21 protein-coding genes are annotated in these 22,344 nt (G+C 45.1%); 17 read left to right on the top strand and 4 right to left on the bottom strand.

Annotated features, from left to right (window positions below):
* Nucleotides 1-61 precede the first annotated feature (61 nt).
* The 6 genes from MHI52_RS19935 (at nt 62) to MHI52_RS19910 (ending at nt 6,691) form a co-directional block, all read left to right on the top strand.
* Complete coding sequence (locus tag MHI52_RS19935; RefSeq protein WP_036614357.1) at nt 62-547, top strand: hypothetical protein; 486 nt, start codon at nt 62-64, stop codon at nt 545-547.
* A gap of 84 nt (nt 548-631) precedes the next feature.
* A complete protein-coding gene (ahrC, locus tag MHI52_RS19930) occupies nt 632-1,081 on the top strand; it encodes a transcriptional regulator AhrC/ArgR (RefSeq protein ID WP_145322615.1) in 450 nt (149 codons plus the stop codon).
* A 55-nt stretch (nt 1,082-1,136) separates the two neighbouring features.
* The gene (gene recN / locus MHI52_RS19925) at nt 1,137-2,855 is read left to right on the top strand and encodes a DNA repair protein RecN (protein WP_405157517.1); all 1,719 of its coding nucleotides are present in this window, start codon (nt 1,137-1,139) and stop codon (nt 2,853-2,855) included.
* A gap of 120 nt (nt 2,856-2,975) precedes the next feature.
* A complete protein-coding gene (gene spoIVB / locus MHI52_RS19920; RefSeq protein WP_253501570.1) occupies nt 2,976-4,304 on the top strand; it encodes a SpoIVB peptidase in 1,329 nt (442 codons plus the stop codon).
* 195 nt (nt 4,305-4,499) lie between these two features.
* Nucleotides 4,500-5,309, top strand: a complete 810-nt coding sequence (gene spo0A / locus MHI52_RS19915; RefSeq protein ID WP_036614349.1) for a sporulation transcription factor Spo0A — start codon at nt 4,500-4,502, stop codon at nt 5,307-5,309.
* A gap of 425 nt (nt 5,310-5,734) precedes the next feature.
* Nucleotides 5,735-6,691: a GGDEF domain-containing protein gene (locus MHI52_RS19910; protein WP_339283311.1), complete on the top strand. Its 957-nt coding sequence runs from the start codon at nt 5,735-5,737 to the stop codon at nt 6,689-6,691.
* 265 nt (nt 6,692-6,956) lie between these two features.
* Here the strand turns inward: MHI52_RS19910 and MHI52_RS19905 are convergent, their stop codons facing one another.
* On the bottom strand, nt 6,957-7,769 hold the full coding sequence (locus MHI52_RS19905; protein WP_405157516.1) for a hypothetical protein: 813 nt from the start codon (nt 7,767-7,769) through the stop codon (nt 6,957-6,959).
* Between the two features lie 206 nt (nt 7,770-7,975).
* Here MHI52_RS19905 and MHI52_RS19900 point away from each other — a divergent pair, with 206 nt between their 5' ends.
* The 6 genes from MHI52_RS19900 to MHI52_RS19875 all read left to right on the top strand — a co-directional run bounded on the left by MHI52_RS19900 (nt 7,976) and on the right by MHI52_RS19875 (nt 15,097).
* A complete protein-coding gene (locus MHI52_RS19900; protein ID WP_405157515.1) occupies nt 7,976-8,824 on the top strand; it encodes a helix-turn-helix domain-containing protein in 849 nt (282 codons plus the stop codon).
* 43 nt (nt 8,825-8,867) lie between these two features.
* Nucleotides 8,868-9,872 carry an ABC transporter substrate-binding protein gene (locus MHI52_RS19895; protein ID WP_405157514.1) on the top strand — a complete coding sequence of 335 codons (1,005 nt, stop codon included), beginning with the start codon at nt 8,868-8,870 and terminating at the stop codon, nt 9,870-9,872.
* 188 nt (nt 9,873-10,060) lie between these two features.
* On the top strand, nt 10,061-12,034 hold the full coding sequence (locus MHI52_RS19890; protein WP_405157513.1) for an AraC family transcriptional regulator: 1,974 nt from the start codon (nt 10,061-10,063) through the stop codon (nt 12,032-12,034).
* A gap of 159 nt (nt 12,035-12,193) precedes the next feature.
* Entirely contained in the window at nt 12,194-13,231 is a 1,038-nt protein-coding gene (locus tag MHI52_RS19885) for an NAD(P)/FAD-dependent oxidoreductase (protein ID WP_036675019.1), read from the top strand.
* 204 nt (nt 13,232-13,435) lie between these two features.
* Entirely contained in the window at nt 13,436-14,086 is a 651-nt protein-coding gene (locus MHI52_RS19880; protein ID WP_017687613.1) for a hypothetical protein, read from the top strand.
* A gap of 534 nt (nt 14,087-14,620) precedes the next feature.
* Entirely contained in the window at nt 14,621-15,097 is a 477-nt protein-coding gene (locus tag MHI52_RS19875; protein ID WP_017687614.1) for a hypothetical protein, read from the top strand.
* A 121-nt stretch (nt 15,098-15,218) separates the two neighbouring features.
* Here MHI52_RS19875 and MHI52_RS19870 read toward each other — a convergent pair whose 3' ends face one another.
* Nucleotides 15,219-15,818 carry a thymidine kinase gene (locus tag MHI52_RS19870; RefSeq protein WP_017687615.1) on the bottom strand — a complete coding sequence of 200 codons (600 nt, stop codon included), beginning with the start codon at nt 15,816-15,818 and terminating at the stop codon, nt 15,219-15,221.
* A gap of 177 nt (nt 15,819-15,995) precedes the next feature.
* Here MHI52_RS19870 and MHI52_RS19865 point away from each other — a divergent pair, with 177 nt between their 5' ends.
* A complete protein-coding gene (locus MHI52_RS19865; RefSeq protein ID WP_076318970.1) occupies nt 15,996-16,208 on the top strand; it encodes a hypothetical protein in 213 nt (70 codons plus the stop codon).
* A gap of 8 nt (nt 16,209-16,216) precedes the next feature.
* Here MHI52_RS19865 and MHI52_RS19860 read toward each other — a convergent pair whose 3' ends face one another.
* On the bottom strand, nt 16,217-16,564 hold the full coding sequence (locus MHI52_RS19860; RefSeq protein WP_036607883.1) for a potassium channel family protein: 348 nt from the start codon (nt 16,562-16,564) through the stop codon (nt 16,217-16,219).
* A 63-nt stretch (nt 16,565-16,627) separates the two neighbouring features.
* Nucleotides 16,628-16,945 carry a DUF2627 domain-containing protein gene (locus MHI52_RS19855; protein ID WP_017687618.1) on the bottom strand — a complete coding sequence of 106 codons (318 nt, stop codon included), beginning with the start codon at nt 16,943-16,945 and terminating at the stop codon, nt 16,628-16,630.
* Between the two features lie 224 nt (nt 16,946-17,169).
* On the opposite strand from MHI52_RS19855, the gene lpdA reads away from it, so the two are divergent.
* The 4 genes from lpdA (at nt 17,170) to MHI52_RS19835 (ending at nt 22,243) form a co-directional block, all read left to right on the top strand.
* The gene (gene lpdA / locus MHI52_RS19850) at nt 17,170-18,594 is read left to right on the top strand and encodes a dihydrolipoyl dehydrogenase (RefSeq protein ID WP_405157512.1); all 1,425 of its coding nucleotides are present in this window, start codon (nt 17,170-17,172) and stop codon (nt 18,592-18,594) included.
* Nucleotides 18,595-18,733: 139 nt separating this feature from the next.
* A complete protein-coding gene (locus MHI52_RS19845) occupies nt 18,734-19,762 on the top strand; it encodes a thiamine pyrophosphate-dependent dehydrogenase E1 component subunit alpha (protein WP_017687620.1) in 1,029 nt (342 codons plus the stop codon).
* Nucleotides 19,763-19,764: 2 nt separating this feature from the next.
* Nucleotides 19,765-20,751 (top strand): alpha-ketoacid dehydrogenase subunit beta, encoded by a 987-nt coding sequence (locus MHI52_RS19840; RefSeq protein ID WP_017687621.1) that lies wholly within the window; start codon nt 19,765-19,767, stop codon nt 20,749-20,751.
* Between the two features lie 46 nt (nt 20,752-20,797).
* Entirely contained in the window at nt 20,798-22,243 is a 1,446-nt protein-coding gene (locus tag MHI52_RS19835; RefSeq protein ID WP_405157511.1) for a dihydrolipoamide acetyltransferase family protein, read from the top strand.
* The last annotated feature ends 101 nt before the right edge of the window (nt 22,244-22,344 follow it).

The raw sequence follows: 22,344 nt of genomic DNA, 5'->3' as shown, positions 1-22,344 counted from the left end.
GGTGATTGACGTAAAGGGAAATCATTACTGAACCTCGAATATGTCTTCGAGGTGAGCGATAATGGATGGTCAATATGACACAATCTTTATAGGTGTACTTGCTGTCTGTTTGATCTTGTGGCTGTTCTTTGGCTTGCGTAATTGGGTGAACCGACCGACGCCGGTAAGCTTGTCTGGAATGCAACTGAACGTGAAGATTCAAGATTCCCCGGCCTTGGATTTGCTTGAAGCACAGGGCTACGAAGTCATCGGTGGGAAAATGAAAGTCCCTCTGGCTTTTGAGGCCAATGAATCCGTTTATTACAGCAGATTATTCATTGATTATGTTGCAGAACGTGAGGATCTCAGATACCTCGTGAAAACGTCTCGTCGCAGACAGCCAATCGATATGACCGGCCCTGCGCTAAGGGATCGCTTCCTCAATTATTTGTTGTTATATCCTGGCTGTGAAGGATTGCTGTATGTTGACGTGGAGGATTCCGATATTAAGTTAATCAGGCTCATGGACTATCAGGAAGATGTGTATGATGGGGATGATCTGGACTAATATAAAAGAATGAACATTGCAGGGCAAAGTCTGCGGCGAATTACAAATGCTGCTTTATTGCAATACATCTAACTGGAGGCATATATGAAAGGACAAAGGCACATCAAGATTCGTGAAATCATTAGTCAAAATGAAATTGAGACCCAGGATGATCTGGTTGAAGCACTACGCAAATCAGGTTTTCAGGTGACTCAGGCGACGGTATCCCGGGATATCAAGGAACTTCTGTTAATCAAGATTCCGATGGATGATGGAAGATACAAGTACTCTTTACCGACAGATCAACGATATAATCCGATTCAAAAGTTGAAGCGTGCACTCGTTGACAACTTCTTGCACATTGATCACACAAACAATCTGGTTGTGATGAAATGTTTGCCCGGAACAGCCAACTCCATTGCAGCTTTGCTTGATAATATTGAGTGGAATGAAGTCATGGGCACGATCTGTGGAGATGACACCATTCTGATTATCTGCCGGACTGAAGGTAACAGTGTGACCGTTATTGAGCGGATCATGGGTTACATTTCTTGAATAAATGGTTCAAAAACATAATTTCTGAGTTAGTCATCCGGAGGTGTTTTTGCAGATGTTAGTTACGTTATCGATTCGTAATCTGGCTGTGGTGGAAGAAGTGGATGTTGTATTCCACCCGGGATTCCATGTACTTTCAGGGGAAACGGGTGCAGGTAAGTCGATTATTATAGATGCACTTGGCTTAATTGCCGGTGGACGCAGTTCAGCTGATCTGATCCGGTACGGATGTGAGAAGGCAGAGATGGAAGCCTTGTTCGAGATGGAGCAGAGTCATCCGGTATGGCAGACATTAGAGAAATTGGGTATCCATTGTGAGCCTGAAGAGCATTTGGTTATACGACGTGAGTTGAATACTCAAGGGAAGAGTACGTCCCGCATTAATGGGCAATTGGTCAATCTGACCATGCTGCGGGAAGTAGGCGAGAAGCTGATCAATATTCATGGACAACATGAACATCAGAGTTTGCTACGCGCTGAGAGCCATCTGGGGCTTCTCGATACTTATGGCTCGGAAGTCATCGGACCGATCAAAGCGAAGTACCAGGAGCGCTACAGCAAGTTTATCACGGCGGAAAAAGAACTGCGTGCCCTTCAGGAGTCCAGTCAGCGGGCATATCAACTCTTGGACATGTATCGCTTTCAGCTTGAGGAGATCGCAGCAGCAAGCCTTACACAAGGCGAAGATGAATTACTCGGGGAAGAACGGGTCAAACTATCCCATAGTGAGAAAATGATGGACAGTGTTGCTGGTGCATATGATCTGCTCAGTGGTCAACGCGGACTTGAAGCTGTGAGCATTGCTCTTTCAAGAATTGAAGACATTTCTGGATATGATAGCAAAGGACTGCAACCAATCGTAGAACAGCTGCAATCTGCATTTTATCAATTGGAAGATGTGACATTTCAGTTAAGGGATTACCGGGAGAAGATTGAATTTAATCCGGCAAGGCTGGAAGAAGTGGAGCAAAGGCTGAATCTGATTTCTGGCCTCAGACGGAAATACGGGGACAGTGTTGAACTTATTCTGAGTTATTATGATCAGATTAGCCATGAAACCGACCAACTGGAGAACAAGGACGAACGGCTGGAGAAATTGCGAGCTGAACGTGACAAAATGCTTAACCTTGTGATGGAGTCTGCTGAAGAGCTCAGCAAGGTTCGCAAACAATGCGCCGAGGAACTTGCTGCACAGGTGGAAAGCGAACTCAAGGATCTGCAAATGGAGCGGACTACACTGCGTGTTCAAATTACTCCTTTCGAAGATCCAAAGGGGATTGAATGGAATGGACGTCGTATTCGTCTGAATCGTCATGGTGCGGACAATGCGGAATTCCTAATCTCACCAAACCCGGGCGAGCCATTACGACCACTTGGCAAAATTGCTTCAGGTGGTGAGTTGTCGAGAATGATGCTGGCGATGAAGAGTATCTTTGCGCGACATGACCGGATACCTGTGTTGATTTTTGATGAAGTTGATACCGGAGTTAGCGGTAGAGCAGCTCAATCCATTGCGGAAAAACTGTTCCGTTTGTCTTCGACTTGTCAGGTTTTCTCAATAACTCACTTACCACAAGTGGCTTGTATGGCAGATCATCAGTATCTCATTGAGAAACATGTCTACGATGGACGGACAATGACGCAGGTGGAATCGCTGTCAGACGAAGGCAGAGTGAAGGAATTGGCACGTATGCTGGGCGGCGTGGAAATTACAGAAAAAACGCTGCATCACGCACAGGAAATGCTGAATTTGGCGGAAGCCAAAAAAGGGTGAAACGGACGGCTGGCGTAATGATTGACAGTAATAAAAGCCTGGGGGCGAGGTTATCTTATAGGTACGCAATTGGCGACCACCTTTCGTCAAGCGAAAGAAGCAAAGGGAGTGTGACAGCCATTGAATTCCCCCCTCAGGAAGAAATTGCTAGGTCTTTTATTTGCCTTCTTTCTTTGTGTGATTAGCCAGGCCATTCAGCCTGTGCAAAGTTATGCTTCACTGCCGGATGAATTGCAGGTGTTTGCTGGCAGGCAAGCGGATGTCCGGCTCGCTGTACCTGCTGCTTCAAGCGCCGTTGTAGATCGTCCTGATATCATTGGTTTGGATGATCAGGCAGCGATGCATGTTACCAGGCAACAACCTTTGCATCTTCACCCTCAACAGACGGGACATGCCAAATTAACGTTGAAGTTGTGGGGTAAAATTCCGGTCAAAACAGTTCATGTGAATGTGATACCGGATTTGCGTGTTGTACCCGGGGGACAAACGATTGGCGTCAAGGTTAAATCGGCAGGCATTCTGGTGGTTGGACATCATCTGGTCCGTTCCGGTCAGGATGAGCGTGTATCGCCCGGAGAAACAGCGGGCATTAAGCTCGGAGATCTGATTACGCATATGGATGGAAAACGTCTGGATGGCGTAGCAGGTGTCTCTGAAGCCGTTGAACTTGCAGGGAAAAGTAAAAAAGGTATTGATGTTGTGTTAAAACGGGGCAAGGAAACGGTGAAGACACGATTAACTCCGGCGTATGACTCCGAGGATCAAGCGTGGAGGCTTGGATTGTACATTCGTGATTCTGCAGCCGGTGTTGGCACACTTACTTTCTATGCACCCGATCAGGGCGTATATGGCGCACTGGGCCATGTCATTACAGATATGAACACACAAACATCTATTGTTGTGGGTAGTGGTCAGATCGTTCAATCCAATGTGACGTCCATTTCTAAAAGTGAGACCGGTGATCCGGGTGAAAAACGTGCTCATTTCCTCAAGGAAAGCAAAATTTTGGGCAATATTGAACGTAATACGGCTTTTGGTATCTTTGGTAAAATGTCCGGAAATCCTGAGCACAGTCTGTATTCGAAAGGCATTCCCGTCGCTTTTTCTCATGAAGTAAAGGAAGGACCGGCCGAAATACTTACCGTGGTTGACGGTCAACAAGTTGAACGCTTCTCCATTGACATTGTTCATGTGGCAGATCAAACTGAACCAGCAACAAAAGGTCTGGTACTTCGAATTACGGACCCGAAACTGCTGGATAAGACCGGAGGTATCGTTCAAGGGATGAGTGGCAGCCCCATTGTACAAAATGGTAAATTGATCGGTGCGGTTACTCATGTATTCGTGAATGATCCAAAATCGGGTTACGGTTGCTTCATTGAATGGATGTTACAAGATGCTGGCGTTATGATGAAAAAGGAAAACGATAAGAACCTCAAGGCTGGCTAAACAGCCCTGAGGTTCTTTTTTGTCGAAAGCAAACATAATATATCGGATAATGAAATAAATTATTTATTATATAGGATCAAGAAAAAAAAATAAAGAAAAATAATTTTCGACAGGAGGAATTTAACTGGCTGTGTCGAAAATTAAACGTGTAAGGAAATGTACGAAACGATGTTTAATTTAAAGGAGGATACCGTTTTGCAAAAAATTGAGGTATTGCTGGCCGATGATAATCGTGAATTTACGAATTTGCTTGCCGAATATATATCTGAGCAGGAAGATATGGAAGTAACCGGTATTGCATACAATGGAGAAGAAGTACTGCAATTGCTGGAGCAAACTCGGGATGTGCCGGATGTATTGATTCTGGATATTATCATGCCTCACCTGGACGGACTGGGTGTGCTTGAGCGCTTGCGCGACCTGAACCTGTCTCCACAGCCTAAAGTCATTATGCTTACGGCATTCGGACAAGAGAATATCACACAGCGTGCCGTGCAACTCGGAGCTTCTTATTATATTCTTAAGCCGTTTGACATGGAAGTGCTTGCGAATCGTGTGCGTCAACTGGTGGGAACACAGACGGCGATGTCCACAAGCAGCGGATCATCCATGTTCATGAAATCATCCAATGTTGTGCCAATGGGCAAACACAAAAATCTGGATGCAAATATTACGTCCATCATACATGAAATCGGCGTTCCTGCGCATATTAAAGGATATCAGTATTTGCGCGAAGCGATTACGATGGTGTATAACAATATAGAAATTTTGGGAGCCATCACCAAAACACTGTATCCGGCGATTGCCGAAAAATTCAAAACCACGCCGTCCCGCGTCGAACGTGCCATCCGTCATGCCATTGAAGTGGCATGGACTCGCGGTAACATCGACAGCATCAGCCACTTGTTTGGCTACACGATTAACATCAGCAAGTCAAAACCAACAAATAGCGAGTTCATCGCGATGGTTGCTGACAAGCTGAGAATTGAGCATAAGGTAAGCTGAAAGGGTCAGGAGTAGTGAGCTGGCAAGTATAGTTTGGATTCAAATTTGATTCTAGCCAAATGGATTTTTGGCGGCCTATATCTGAATTCGTTCATTTCATGCCGATAAACTTCTGTAATATATGCCAACGAATACCGTCATTTATTGGATTAAAGATATCCAGTAAATGACGGTATTTTTGCATAACGAAATAACACAGAACATGATGATGAAATTTAGTGTTGCATGATTGCTTCAAAATTTTGAGATCAAGCATTAAAATAAGCTCACTATAGCAAAGTTTAGAAAAGGAAATATTTCATAAACTTTTACTCTCAGTTAACGCTTTTTCAAGTAGAAAGTGGTACGATGTGACCATTGACAAAGACCTACATATATATTTGAAAAGTTCGGATAAGATGCTACGAACAGAGGAGTAGAATAGTATGTTTACGCAAATAGGCGAGATTGCTGAACCAATCCCTGTAGTACAATCTGATACAAAATGTGATATCGTCTATCATCTTTTCAAGTCCAATCCTAGTCTGGAAGGTATAGCTGTTATGGGGGAGAAGGATGTGTCATTAATGATGCGGCCCCGATTCTTTCAGCAGATTGGCACCCAGTATGGCTATAATCTATATATGGGACGTCCTGTAGAACTGGTGATGAACACACAGGCACTGGTCGTGGATTATTCAGAACAGATTACAGATGTCAGTGTTCTAGCCATGGACCGAGATGAAGGGGAAATATATGATCTTGTGTTGGTCACGTCAGGAGAAAGTTTCTTTGGAGCTGTGAGTATTCGGCGTTTGCTCCTTGCTGTTGCTGATGTACGGGCTGAAATGGCGATTTTTATGAACCCGCTGACTGGTCTTCCTGGTAATCATATTATAGATGAAAGGCTGTCTCAGGCTCTTCAGATGGACCAATTTAGCGTACTGTACGTTGATCTCGATCAATTCAAATCCTACAATGATAGCTACGGCTTCAAAATGGGGGATCAGCTTATTCAGGCGACAGCTAACTTGCTTCGCAAGCTATTTGTTCCCCCTGAAGCTTTTCTTGGACATATCGGTGGTGATGATTTTATTACAATCCTGAATCACCATGATTACAAATATATTAGTGAGGAAGTCATCTTAGGTTTTGAGGAAATGAAAAGGACATTCTACAACGAACATGATTGGCATCATCAATATGTTCTGGGGGAAGGACGTTCCGGGCTAAATCGGCCCATTCCTCTCGTGTCGGTATCCATCGCCGTTGTAACCAATAACAAGCGAAAATATGAAAACATAGATCAGATAATTGATGAGGCCACACGCATCAAAAAAGGTTGTAAAGCGATTGCTGGAAGTATCATCTGTGCAAATGATACCGCCACTACTCCGTGCTAGACATAAAATTACGAGAACGTAGAGGACAGAGAGAATCTAAAGATGTGGGTCTAAAAGCTTTCTGTAAGAAAGCTTCTTCGGAAGCTGAGGCTTCGCCTCTATACCCATAACGTTAAAATACAGAAAAACCGCTACTTATCAGGAGTTAGTCACCTGTAATAGCGGTTCTATCATTGGATGCGAGTCAAAGGTTGTGTAGCAAACGAGCCACTTTAATCTTTAAGCTCATTATGTATACATAAAATTATGTTTGATCAATGCGTACTCAGATTCGAATATCGACAGATGGATATGAAGCAGCAGGAGATGTAGAAGCCGTAGTTTGCGGACCATTTCCTGATTCCTGATCTGTGGTTCCACCATCTGAAGGGTGCTCCTTATTTCCCGTTTTCTTTCCTTCATTTATTTCCTGATCTTCTTCTCCAGATGTTGCAGAGATAGGTGGTTGTATTCCCTTTTTAGGTGCGGGCTGATGGATCTCTTCCACCAGCTCCCCAATCTTCTGATTGACCTTGTTTAACTGGGAGTTGATGTCCTGGACGGTCTCTCGCTTTGCCTGAAAGACGGTGCGTTCTGAATTTTCCAACATCATTGATTTGCCTAGATCGAGATCATTTGCGGGAGGATTGATCTCGAGAACAAGTCGGTCAAAGCGGGTTTCTCCTTCGGTGGTCTGAATGGAGCCCTGCATGCGATCACGCAAACCGACCAGCTTACCCAATTGATCATAAGTCTGACTATGCTTGATCAGGTGATCGAGTGAAGGGGCTCGTGCCTCGTCGGTTGGTTTGGGTTGTTGCTGTTGAGCCTTTTCGGGCTGTCTTAATTTGTTCTTTTCTTGCAATTCTTCAGCTTTAATTTGGGCAATCTGGCTGTCGATCTGGGAAATGGAGCTTGTTAAGGATTTAATTCGCTGAGCTTTGGTTTTGGTATCCAACTCGTCATTGGTTTTTACACCTTGCATTTCTTCATTGAGCCGGGTCTTCTGCTGCATGAGTCCCTGAATTTCTTTATCCCGATTGGAGACTTGATTCCCTGGAGTGAAACTGCTTTTAGTTGCAGATGAGATTGAATTCATATCCTCTGTTCTCCTTCTCCACTTTATCATGGTTCTATTTACATATATCGGATGTTAAGAGAAAGATTTGAATAGCTCTTGTTTCCTCGCAATGGATTCATTTTGCGTCGGTTGTATTGCGTACTTCATCATAATAATTGATAATGGTTATCAATAAGTGAGTAGAGTACAGACACAATTTATGTAGACGGAGATGGGTTAGCAAAATGTGGAATGATTATTATATCCTCTGGAACTATGCTGCGGTGAGCATAACAGATATCCGTTACATTGAATTAGAGGCATATGAAGAGATGAAATACAAATTTCCGACAAGTACCTTTGTACTCACCATTCAGGGTGATGCTGGAGTGACGATTGACAATCAAACATATGAAGTGAGTCGCTTTTATATTTTCCATGGGGGAAAAGGGAGTAAGTTGATGATTCGAGCAGGCGAATCCGGATTGCGCCTATATTACTTGATGTACAAAGCAAACCTGCCTAGTGGAGGGAGAAATGATCTGGGAAGGTTAATGGAGCGTATCAATCCGTTCCAAATGAACTATGGCTTTACCCCCGATATGCCAACCATACTATATGAGCAATGGAAAAAGATGCACTTTTTGTGGGATCAAAAGAACCCTATTCAGCACTTTCAGGCCAAGAGTTTGTTCTATGCATTTGTGGAGCAGATCTCATCACAGATTCCTCGTATATCCAATCGTTATCCAAGTATGTTGGATCAGGTTAGCAAAGTCATTGAAATTGTAGAGTCTTCCTACACCCAGCCACTTACACTTCATGTTTTAGCAGAAATGATTGGCAGCAGCCCAAGAAGTTTGTCACGCAAGTTCAAGCAGTCGACGGGATATAGTCCCATTGATTATCTGATTCAGTTTCGTTTGTTCAAAGCCAAGGAGATGTTGCTGCAAACGGACGCCACGTTGGATGAGATCGCTGTAGGAATCGGTTATCCGGATGGATATTATTTGGGACGTATGTTCAAGAAACATACAGGTCTTTCTCCTTTGCAATTTAAAGAAAAGACCTCAGCACCCCTATGTTTATACTGATGGTGATAATCATTATCAATATAAACATGGAGGGTCATTAAATATGAACAGACAGACAAGAACGGGAATGCTGTTTAGCATTTTACTAAGTCTTACGTTACTGCTAAGTGCATGCTCAACAGGTGTTGCCAGTAATTCAAGCGGGGATGCATCCGGAAGCAATAGTACGTCAAGTTCCACGAAGACAGTAACAGCGGAGAATCAAGCCAAAACATCTGAACCACGTATAATCTCAACGGTGAAGGGAGATATTACAATCCCTGCTGAACCTAAACGGATTGTGGTTGACTTGTATCTGGGAAGTCTGATCGCCCTGGGGATTAAACCTGTGGGTACACCCGAGATGAACCTGAAAAATCCTTATTTTATCAAATCACTTGAGGGCGTGCAGAATATTGGCGAATATGAAACCATCTCTCTAGAAAAGGTGTTGGAACTTGAACCGGATCTCATTGTGACAGGTAATCCTGATTTATTTGATTCCTTTAGCAAGATTGCACCTACCTTGGTTGTACCTTATGGCGAATTGAAAAACACCCACGAAGAAATTGCCTATTTCGGTGAAGTGCTAAATAAAGAAAAAGAATCTGAGGCATGGTTAGCCGATTATGACGCAAGAATTGCAGATGCCAAGAAACGTGTTGGTGAGGCAATTGATCCGCAGGCCGAGGTGTCGGTCATGCAGTTCTATGATAAAGCACCGTTGGCCTTTGGTGATAATTTTGGTCGGGGAGGTCAGGCAGTCTACAGCGCGCTTGGTTTGAATCCTCCTGCAGATAAAAAAGAGATCTTAATGAAGGATCAACTGGTTGAAGTTTCATCGGAAGCGATTCCTGAGTTTGCCGGAGACTACATTATTCTAACAGCAGATAATCTGACCCTGGAAGAGTTGAAATCGAAACCGGTCTGGAGTTCACTGGATGCGGTTAAAAATGATCGTGTGTTTATCTGGAGCCCGGATCGTTCATGGTACTTTGACCCGATTGCAACATTGGATCAAACAGAGGAATTGGCCGCGTGGTTTAAGAAGATCTCTGAACCAAATTAAGTCTAACAAGTGATTGATGAGATGAAATCCAATTCCATTCTAAATTTCAGTTGATAATGAAAATTATTATCATTTATAATAAAGGTACATTAGTGAACCTCTGCTAGGCATATGTTATCGGATGTGTGGCAGAATGATGACCTTGTAAGGCCTTTGTTCCGGGTGAGGTTGGGATTGGAGAGTATTCGATGCAATTAGACGAACAGATGAAATGCTGGAATCATGCCGCTGTTAAGGTTCTGGATATACGCCGAATCGTTATGGAGGCAGGGGCACAACTGAGTTCCTACACACTTCCGGCAAATGGTTTTATATATACGATTCGAGGATCTGCTGTGCTTCAGTTGGATGGACAAACATACAAGGCAGAGCGGTTCTACATGCTTCATGGGGCCAAAGGATCTTCACTGGATATCCAAACCAACGAAGATTTCGAATATATTCTGCTCTATTACAGAGCATTTCTTGCCTTTCCTAGTTATCGTAAAAAGTGGTTATTGGCACAGCCGGAAGTTGCACCGTTCTCTTTGCAATATGGATTTGCACCGAGTAGTCCGCTGGGGTTATTACGTTACCTTGATGAGCTTGAGGGTGCATGGATTCAATCTGGCAGTCTGGATCTGCTTCATACAAAAAGTTTATTTTACCAGTTCATTCATGAAATGATGGTTCAATTGGCAGAGCAGGAGATCAAAACAGAGCTTGCTGACCCGGTGAAACAAACACTTCGTTATATACAGAATCATTATAGGGAACAGGTCACGCTTGATTTCCTGGCTGAACAGTTCAACTACAGCTCCCGTCATTTATCCATGCAATTCAAACGACAGACGGGTCACAGTCCCATTGATTATTTAATTCAGACCCGAATCGCTAAGGCTCGCAATCTGCTTTTGCGATCTGATGCAACGCTGAGTGAAATTGCAGCAGAAGTAGGTTATTCGGATGTGTATTATTTTAGTCGTATCTTCAAAAAACATGTGGGGATCTCTCCGATACAGTATCAACGAAAGATGAGAGAAGAAGCGAAAACAGAGGATCGTCCATTGGTAATCTCTGAATCGTCCATTGGCCGAAGATGGAAGTCGGGATATATTGATTATGAGAATCATTATCAATATATAGACGGAGGGTCTACACCAATGAAAAGAAGAAAAACAAGTTCCAGTATGATTATGGTTGCATTATTGAGCATAACGATGCTCCTCGCAGCCTGCTCTTCGGGTACAGCAACAACACCAGCAGCTGGCGAAGGAACGGGTGCCAGTTCCAATAACAGCAGTACGGCAGTATCATCAGACACAGGAAGCCAGACAAACAAAGACAATGAAACACGCACGGTCTCAACGGTTAAGGGCGACGTAGTTGTTCCAGCGAATCCGAAACGGGTTGTTGTACTATATCTCCAGGGAGACGTAGTTGCGCTTGGAATTAAGCCAATCGCCACCTCAGATGTATATGACGGGGCTGCCTACAAGAGTGAGCTAGAGGGTGTAAACGCATTGGGTACCTGGTTTGAACCGAATCCTGAAGCTGTCATTGATCTTGATCCGGATCTGATCATTGTTCCTTCAGAAGAGACGTATACGTTATTAAAAGATATTGCACCTACGGTATATATTCCGTATGAGAAATTGACTACAGAAGAGAGACTTCATGATATAGCAAGTATCTTTGGCAAAGAGCAGGAAGCCGAGACGTTAATCACCAATCTCAACAACAAAGTCGAAGAGAGTAAGAAAACTCTTGCAGATGCAGGCATACTGGACAAAACAATCTCCATTGTGGAGGGCGGTTTGAAAGGGATGGTTATTGTGGAAAGCAAACAATTTGGCCGTGGATCTCAGGCGGTATACGAGTACTTGGGAATGAAAGCACCTGAAGTCGTACAGAAAAAAATCGACGTGGTCTCGGACGCGGCAGGCTCCACGATTTCCATGGAAGTCCTTCCTGAATATATCGGAGACTATGTGTTTCGCTCTGTGTATGAAGGGGCAGATAACTTGACAGATAATCCAATATGGAGCAGTATCCCAGCGATCAAGGAAGGTCGTCTGATTGAGATTGATTTCGATTTCTTCTATTATTCGGATATCTATTCAATTAATAAACAACTTGATTTTGTCGTTGAAAAGCTGTTGGCGACTCCAAGAGCGCAATAGTAAAGAGCAGATGTGTTCGTGAAATTTTTGTACAAGAAATGTTTGTTTTTTAGCCATTGTATTTTGATAAGATTACCATTACACTAGGATTTAAGTGATAATGAGAATCGATATCAAATACTCGATGTTCTGGATCGAATTAACGGAGGTATTTTTAATATGAATCAGCAGTTGGAACTTTATGATGTAACCATTATCGGCGGTGGCCCTGCGGGCATGTACTCTGCCTTTTATAGCGGCATGCGAGATATGAAGACCAAGTTGATTGAGGCACGTGACAGATTGGGAGGTCGCATGCTCTTTTATCCGGAGAAAATGATCTGGGATGTCGGGGGTGTGACGCCAATTCTGTGTGAAGATCTGATCAAACAATTGGAAGAACAGGCAAGAACTTTTGAGCCAACCCTCGTATTTGAACAACAGATCGAAGGATTCGAGCGTCAACCTGATGGCACAATTCTGTTAACTTCTGCAACAGGTGAGCAACACTGGACACGTACCGTCATTATGGCAATCGGATATGGTATATATAAAATGGCCAAGCTGGAGCTTGAAGGTGCAGACCGCTATGAGGTTAGCAATCTGCACTATACTGTGCAGGAACTAGAGCCATTCCGTGGTAAACGTGTGCTAATCTCGGGTGGAGGCGACTCTGCTGTGGACTGGGCGAATGAACTGGAAGCACTGGCAGAGCAAGTTACGGTTGTGCATCGTCGTGACCGCTTTGGCGGGTTGGAGCGTAATGTACTGCGTATGAGAGAATCCTCTGTAGATGTCCGTACACCTTACGCGGTAGAGACCTTGCATAGTAAGAGTGGTGATGTGATTGAACAGGTGACCATCTCACATGTGGACACAGGTGAAACTGAACTGCTTGAAGTCGATGCTGTCATTGTAAACCATGGCATGAAGAGTGACTTTGGTCCAATCCGGGATTGGGGACTTGATCTTGGAGAATGGCATGTCACTACAACGGAGAGATTGCAAACCAATATTCCCGGCGTGTTTGGCGCAGGCGATTTTGTAGATTATGGTAGCAAACTGTACCTGATTGCGGGTACTTTCACAGATGCAGCCCTAGCGGTAAACAGTGCGAAGCTATACATGGACCCTGAAGCGGAAAAAGTGGCTTATGTTTCTTCCCATAACAGTCGCTTTAAAGAGAAAAATAAAGCCCTTGGCGTTGTAGAAGAATAAAGGTCTGCGATCGGTTATATTAAGATGACTTCGAGTTCATTCCGAAGTCATCTTTTTTGCATAAAATGGGTAATAAGAAGGCATAATGGCACAAGATAGAACACACTTCGAATTGAACATGAACCACCAAATGTCTATAATAAGCTTGAGAAACTTTAGAATAACATCAAGATACAATAACTAGATCAGAGTGGAGTGCAGCGTATGAAAAAGGGATCACAGCCACAACGAGGCTTCACCTTCATCCAGCGGTGGTTCAAACGATCTGATAAAAAAAAGATCAAATGGTCTGAAATGTATCTCGCACTGGCTGGCGCGCTTCATCGCTTGTTGGTTGAAGGGCGGCGTGAACGTTCAGCAGCCAAACGGCTGCATCAGGACTTGCCTATTAACGCGTTGGGCGAGATGAAGCTAGAGCCAGGGGATATTGTGTACACGCCAAGCTCGGAATCGACGTATTACGCCGGGCATATGGGCATTATCGGTCTCGACGGCAAGGTGTATCATGTGCACCCTTATGGGCCTGTATTTGCTGATTCATTAGAGTGGTATCTGACGCGATTTTATGAAGGAGATCGTTTCATTGTATTCCGTTCCAGATTGAATGAGGCAGGAATGAAAGCAGCGGGGTGGGTACACGACCATTACAAGCAGGTAAAATTCTACCGTTTGCAGACCAATCTGCGCAGTATTGAGCGCAATTACTGCTCTAAATTTATATATCAGGCCTATCAGTTCACATCGGGACTGGATCTGTGGAGCCGCAAATTTACCCGAATGAATCAGGGGTATATCTATCCATTTCGAATTGAGCGTTCATCAGAGCTGGACGTTCTGGGAACTTTTTATAAATAAGGCTGGAACCGACTAAAATACTGTTCTTCCGAAAAAAAGGAGAGCAGGTTCTGTCGGTTTTTTTTATATGTGTAGAGATTAAAAACAGGAAAAACGCTCAAAACGTCGAATAGATTATGAGATAGGCACGCACAACTTGGAATCGTATACATAAAAAAAGACGAGATGATTATTAGCCCAGAGTAAAAAAATGACTACGAAGTAGACGAACAAGAAAGAGTGAAGCGAGATGAAATGGCCGGGTTTCTTACAACGATTCCGACCGAACAAAAACGTGGTTAAGCTATCGGATTATATCCCAAAAAAGGAAAGGAGGCACTACTGTTCCATATGCAAGAAAAACGTTAAATCGGTCGTGCATTATGCCGCGCCACAGGGAAATGTTTCAGGTGTATGCAGTTCTTGTAAGTCTTTAGCGGATGAACGTGGAATGTTTCCCATTTAATAAGAAGAGATGCGCTCAGGAAATAAGAATTTTTTGATTTATGCGCGTTTTTGTAGTACATTAGCAAATGTATTCGAAGGAGGATTCTAATGTACTCAGGTAGACAAGACGATACTTTATACATCATGACCTACACCTTAAACAGCGGTATCAAGGGTACGGTTCCACTGTCTAATAAGCAGATTATTGAGTGGCTGGATTGCTACAGAAATGAGAAGCGCTTCGTGACCGAAATCGGCAAGGAGTTTTTTGGATTGAATGCAGGATTGGTAGCAGACTTCAAGGTTCAAAATCATTTATCGGATTATCAGCAGACCATTATGCCTACACAGCAGCAGGATAACCTGGAACGCTTGTCCAGTGCTTATAAATCAACCGAGTTATTAATGAAGATTGATTGTAAATGTGGCACGGCTTATGTGACGGAATCCCCATACAAGCGCACAAAATGGTACTGTACAAAGTGTAAAGAGATTGTATTTTTGGATGCCAAAAAAGGAATGGTGGAAACGTCGCGTGGTGACGCTTACTACATGACCAACAAATATTTTGTTTCCCGTGACTAGCGGGAAGTGACTCTGGAAGCATCGCTGCGAAGCGGTGCTTTTTTGTGCGAATGTTTGCTCTATAACAAAAAAAGCCCCAAGGGGCCTTTTTGGAAAATATCTAAGATCGATCTTTTAGGAATTATGAGGAGCATTCAACTTTGTGAGGAGGAATGAAGCAGCAACGACAGCGTGGCTCGTAAGCTTCTGAATCGCCAATCATGACAACCGGACCCAAGGTGACAGGCTCCCCATTGACGATACGTTGCGTAAAGGCTGCATCCGGGCTGCCACATACCGCACAGAAAGCCGAGAGTTTCTCAATGTCGTCTGCCATGGCAAGCAAACCACCGACATATCCGAATTCCTTACCACGGTAATCCATATTAAGTCCGTCCACAATGACATGTTTGCCACAATACGCTAACTCCGAGACAAGTTCCATAATGGCACTGCTGAAAAATTGTACTTCATCAAATGCAACAACATCAGCATCTATGGTTTGGTTCAAGATCATTTCTACGGATTCCGGGGTTAATTGCCGGGGAATGGAATGGGCAGGGAGTCGATAACCAATTCGGCTTACGATCTCGTCCTGGGCAAACCGATTATCCTCGGCTGGTTTGTAGGCCACAACCTTTTTACGGCCAAATTGTATTAATTTCTGACAACGGCGAATGAGTTCACCGGATTTTTCACTGAACATGGGTCCAGTAATTACGGTAATACGTCCTGTTTGCACGGTGTTGCTACTCCTCTCACATACGGGATTCAACAAAAAAAGCGACCTTTACAGAGTACCACAAAATCTTTGGAAAGAGCCAGAACTAATCTGCGCAGCTTTGTGTTACTATATGGAATGTTAAGGTATTGGTTACGGCAGCTAGTTAACAGGAGTTGTGAAAAGAGGTGTTTTAGTATGAGTGAAGCATTATCATCACTTCAAGAGCGATATGAAAGCCTGAAAGAACAGGGATCTCTAGATGAAGCGGCGCAGGCGTTATTTGCAGAACTGTTCGCAGAAGCGGAGAGACTGCAGGCAAGTAACCTTACCTTGCGTAGAACGATCTTGAAGTCTTCTTCCAAAGAATCACGTATGTCTACCAAACTGCGGGATGCCTTATACGAATGACCCGGAGATTACTCCGGGTCCTCTTCTGTCTTTAATTTGCGAGGGAATAGAATACCTGCTGTAATTCTGGCAATCATGGCAAAGGTGAGACCAATGCCCGCAAACATGTAAATTACGGTAAAGGCTTTGCTGAATCCGGTGGTTGGCACAAATTCAGGATGTCCCACCGTAGTCAGGGTAACCGCACAGAAGTATAACGCATCGATCCAGTGCAGACCTTCAACACGAGTGTAAAATAAAGTGCCTGATAGCAACGTTGCTGCCGTTAACGCGAACAGAGCCAGAAACTTAGGGTCTTTGAACGCATGGAAAATGCCTTTGAGCAATCGTTGTAACGTGATTAGAAATGATACCATGATGATCCATCCTGTCTATGTAAAGTAGGCGGTGTGTTGTATAAGCACACAAAAAGCCCGGACTCATGGAGTCCTTCCGGGCGTCTCTGCTTTTTCGGGTACACTTTTGGACCGGAAACGGGGACCTACATAATTACGCTTGCGGTCACGGAACAAGATCCAGCCTCCCAGAAAACTCATACCTGCGGCAAAAAGGACAAGTCCACCGCCAAAGGAAAGCCACTGGAATCCTGGTGAAATCAGTTCGTTCCCGTGCTCGGCATAATATAGGAACAGGGCATCTTTCATCATCAGAAAACCCTTCATAGCCATTAACCCGGGGATGACCAGAACAACAATTGCCAAAAATCGCGCAAAGACCAATCTTGTATTCATGAGCATTATACCCTTTCTGCCAAAGTCGACATTAAATAAAGGTTACGCTTACAGATCATACCTGTTTCCATCATAGCTTGGAATGCATAGGCTGTCCATGTGTGATTGCTTCAAACTTTGAGTTGACCGCTCAAGGAGAGTACAATGGAGTATAGAGGGTATAAGCCAAACCATGATTCAAGCCATCATAAATTATATTGAAATTTGATTCATAGAGGAGAACATGAGAGATGCCAATTACATGTGATGTTGCAATTCTTGGAGGAGGGACCGGTGGATATGTAGCCGCGATCCGGGCTGCACAGCTGGGAAAACAGGTCGTTATTATTGAGAAGGACAAGCTTGGTGGAACCTGTCTGCATCGTGGTTGTATTCCGAGTAAGGCTTTGCTGAAAAGCGCGGAAGTATACGCCGAGATCCAGGAGAGCGAGACGTATGGTATCGAGACAGCTGGAGCTACACTTGTATTTCCCAAAGTACAGGCGCGCAAGGATGCAATTGTCGAACAGCTCCACCAGGGCGTTCAGTATTTGATGAAAAAAAATAAAATCCAGGTTGTACACGCGAAAGGTCGCGTCATCGGACCATCCATCTTCTCACCGCAGAGCGGAGCAGTCGCTGTGGAGTTTGAAGATGGCGAGATGGATACGGTAGTTCCAACCAATCTCATCATTGCCACTGGTTCGCGTCCACGTGTGTTGCCGGGCCTGGAACCGGACGGCAAATTCATAATGAGCAGCGACGAAGCACTGCGTATGGATGAACTTCCTGCATCACTCATCATTGTTGGTGGGGGTGTGATTGGATTGGAGTGGGCATCCATGCTGAATGACTTTGGCGTAGACATCACAGTAGTAGAAGCAGCTGCTCACGTGTTGCCTGCCGAGGATGAGGATGTTGCCAGAGAAATGCAGCGATTGCTCGGCAAACGAGGTGTCCGTTTCCTGACAGGTGCCACCGTTCTAACCGAAACATATAACACGGATCAAGAGGGTATTCAGATTGATGTGCAGCTTGGTGAAGATAAGCAGGAAACGCTAAGAGCGGAGAAAATGCTCGTGTCGGTTGGACGTCAGGCTAATGTCGAAAATATCGGACTCGAAAATACAGATATCAAACTGGAGCGTGGGTTCATCGCTGTGAACAAACAGTTACAGACCGGTGAAGGTCACATCTACGCCATTGGTGACTGCATCGGCGGTTTGCAGCTTGCACATGCCGCAAGTCATGAAGGCATTCTCGCTGTCGATCATCTGGCGGGCAAAACGGTACATGCCGTAGAATCCCACCGTATCCCGCGCTGTGTGTACACACGTCCGGAAGCAGCAAGCATCGGATTCACCGAGCGTGAAGCCAAAGAACGTGGCTATGACATTAAAACAGGCAAGTTCCCATTTTCGGCCATTGGCAAATCGCTTATTCACGGAAGTCGGGATGGATTCGTGAAGGTGATCGCAGATGCCAAGACGAATGATATATTGGGGGTACATATGATTGGCACCCATGTGACGGAATTGATCGCTGAGGCTTCTCTGGCTCAGATGCTGGATGCCACACCTTGGGAAGTCGGACAAACCATTCATCCGCACCCTTCTCTGTCGGAAATTATGGGTGAAGCCATGTTGGCGGTCGATGGAAAGGCCATTGGAATGTAAGCCAAACAAGCTTATGAGAAAGGTCCTTTCCTTTTTTGGGTAAAAGGGATTATAATAAGGTTAAGCCAAGTCTTAGTACCAGGTTATAAGATCGGGTAGTAAGAGTGGCACAGGCTCTGATTAAAAGGAGGTACCTCATATGAGTTCACAAGGTACTGCAGACGCGGTCCACCGGCATCAACAGCTGGGACTTAGCGATGGTGAAGTATTGGATATGTACAAATACATGCTGCTCGCGCGCAAGTTTGACGAGCGTTGCTTGCTCTTGCAACGGGCTGGCAAAATTAACTTTCACGTATCCGGTGTAGGACAGGAAGCTGCGCAAGTAGGCGCTGCTTTTGGTTTGGATCGGGATCACGATTATTATTTACCTTATTACCGCGATTACGGTTTTGTACTTGCGGTAGGCATGACTCCGCGTGAGTTGATGTTGTCTGCTTTTGCGAAGGCGGAAGATCCGAATAGTGGCGGTAGGCAAATGCCGGGTCACTTCGGTCACAAAAAGCTGCGGATTGTGACGGGTTCCAGCCCGGTTACAACACAGGTTCCGCACGCTGTTGGATTTGCGCTGGCTGCCAAAATGAAGAAGCAAGAATTTGTTTCTTTTGTTACGTTTGGCGAAGGATCAAGCAATCAGGGTGACTTCCATGAGGGAGCCAACTTTGCAGGTGTGCACAAATTGCCTGTCATTATTATGTGTGAGAACAATCAATATGCAATTTCGGTACCGATTCATAAACAGTTGAGCGGCAAAATATCCGATCGAGCACAAGGATACGGTTTCCCCGGACTACGTGTAGATGGTAATGATGCATTAGAAGTATATGCTGCAGTGAAGGAAGCACGTCGCCGTGCCATAGCCGGGGAAGGCCCGACACTGATTGAAGCGATGATGTATCGGTTGTCACCTCATTCCACCTCCGATAATGATCTGGCTTACCGGACCAAAGAGGAAGTTGAGGAGAACTGGAAGAAAGATGGCGTTCCTCGTATGAAGAACTACTTGATCGATTGTGGCATCTGGGACGAAGCCCGGGATGCGGATCTGGCTTCCCAGCTTGCGCTGGAAATGAAAGAAGCAACTGAATATGCAGACAACGCGCCATATCCTAAACCTGAGGACACTCTGACGCACGTTTATGCGGACAGCGAAGAAGGGGGACGGTAAGTATGGCAGTGATGGAATATATTGATGCAATCCGTCTCGCGATGAAAGAAGAGATGGAACGGGATGAGAATGTTTTTATCCTTGGTGAAGACGTAGGTCTCAAAGGTGGTGTGTTTACCACAACTAAAGGGCTGCAAGATCAGTTTGGCGAAATGCGAGTGATGGACACACCATTGTCTGAATCCGCTATTGCAGGTGTTGCCATTGGTGCAGCGATGTATGGCATGAAGCCGATTGCCGAAATGCAATATTCGGACTTCATGTTGCCGGCAACCAACCAGATCATTAGTGAAGCGGCAAAAATTCGCTATCGTTCCAACAATGACTGGAGCTGTCCGATTGTTATCCGCGCGCCGATTGGTGGCGGGATCTTCGGTGGGTTGTATCACTCCCAATGTCCGGAATCGATTTTCTTTGGGACACCTGGTCTGAAAATTATAGCTCCCTACTCGGCATACGATGCTAAGGGACTGCTGAAGGCCGCTATTCGCGACCCGGACCCGGTACTCTTTTTTGAAAATAAAAAATGCTACAAACTTATCAAGGAAGATGTGCCTGAAGATGATTACATCGTTCCGATTGGTAAAGCCAACGTACTTCGTGAGGGTGCGGATATTACGGTGATCGGTTACAGTCAGCCGCTGCATTTTGTCATGCAGGCTGCTGAGGAGCTGGAGCGTGAAGAAGGCATTACAGCACACGTTCTCGATCTGCGCACATTGCAACCGTTGGATCGTGAAGCGATTATTGCTTCCGCTCGTCTGACAGGCAAAGTGCTGATCGTACACGAAGATAACAAAACGGGTGGTGTAGGTGCCGAAGTTGCCGCGATTATTAGTGAGGAATGTCTTTTTGAACTGGATGCACCGATTCAGCGTCTTTGCGGACCTGATGTGCCGGCCATGCCAATTAGCCCAACATTGGAGAAATTCTACATGCTGAGCAAGGACAAAGCCAAAGCAGCAATGCGTACACTTGCCGAGTTTTAATTTCGTTTTTGGATCGTTTAAAAGTAAAGTTTGGAGTGATAATCAAATGGCTGAACGTATGAAATGGATCGAGGTCATTATGCCGCAATTGGCGGAATCGCTGGTCTCGGCTACCATAGGCAAATGGTTGAAAAAACCGGGCGACCGTGTGGAACAGTACGAGCCGATCTGTGAAGTAATCACTGATAAAGTTAATGCCGAGATTCCATCCACTGTGGATGGAATTATGGGTGACCTTTTGGTGGAAGAGGGCACAACGATTGCTGTTGGTGAAGCAATCTGCCGCATGCAGGTCGCAGCTTCTGATGAAGAAGCGGCTGAGCAAGTAACACAAGTATCGCAGCAACAGGAGCAAGTGCAGCAACATGCGAGCCTCACTCCTCTTGCCGCGTCAAATACAGCAGGACATGATCCGAACCAGCCGATGCGTAATCGGTATTCCCCGGCAGTGCAATCCTTGGCAGCAGAGCATGGCTTGAACTTGCAAAGCATTCAAGGCACCGGTGCCGGTGGTCGTATTACCCGCAAAGATGTGCTGACATTTGTTGCACAGGGAGGTAACGCGGCTGGATCGTCCGCACAAGCATCATCTGCAGCAGTTCAGCATACACCTTCTAGTATGCCGTCTGCTTCTCCATTCAGCGGAGTGAATCGTGGAAATGGAGAAATGGGTTTGACCGCTGGAGAAGCGATCTCAGCGTCCGATGCAGGTGTTCCTGTGAGACATTCAGGCATTCATCTAACCGAAAGTCCGAAAATTCCACAGATCGAAGTGGAAGGTGGCGGCCAGGGAAGATCGGAGTATTTCATCGATGTTACCCCTGTGCGTAATGCCATTGCCCGGAATATGCGTCAAAGCGTATCGGAAATCCCGCATGCATGGACAATGATCGAAGTGGATGTAACCAATCTTGTGATGCTGCGCAATAAACTCAAGGATGAATTCAAGCGTAAGGAAGGCATCAATCTGACATATCTGTCCTTCATGATGAAGGGAGTCGTTAACGCGATTAAAGACTACCCAATCATGAACTCGGTATGGGCAGTGGACAAAATTATCGTCAAACGGGACATTAACCTGTCCATGGCGGTAGGAACCGAAGATTCTGTACTTACACCCGTAATCAAACATGCCGATCAGCGAAATATTGCAGGTCTGGCCCGTGAAGTCGATGAGCTAGCTCGTAAAACACGTGAAGGTACGTTGAAGCTGGACCATATGCAAGGTGGTACGTTCACGGTGAACAACACCGGTTCATTTGGTTCGATCCTGTCCCAGCCAATCATTAACTACCCGCAGGCAGCCATTCTTACATTCGAGTCGATTGTCAAGAAACCAGTGGTTATTAATGATATGATCGCTGTTCGTTCGATGGCTAACCTGTGTCTGTCGCTGGATCACCGAATCCTGGATGGTGTAATCAGCGGACGTTTCTTGCAACGTGTCAAAGAAAACCTTGAAGGATATACCATGGAGACCAAGGTGTATTAAGTAAATAGTTGTCGGGAAAGTGTATGTGCCGGAGGCCGTGCACTTTTCCTGCTGTCTACGGACAGGTGCTCAATTGTACACTGAACCTGAAGCAGAAGGGT

Source organism: Paenibacillus sp. FSL H8-0283 (genome assembly GCF_045040675.1).
In the GTDB taxonomy this organism is placed as follows: domain Bacteria; phylum Bacillota; class Bacilli; order Paenibacillales; family Paenibacillaceae; genus Paenibacillus; species Paenibacillus amylolyticus.
This window is presented reverse-complemented; position numbering and strand designations above follow the sequence as displayed.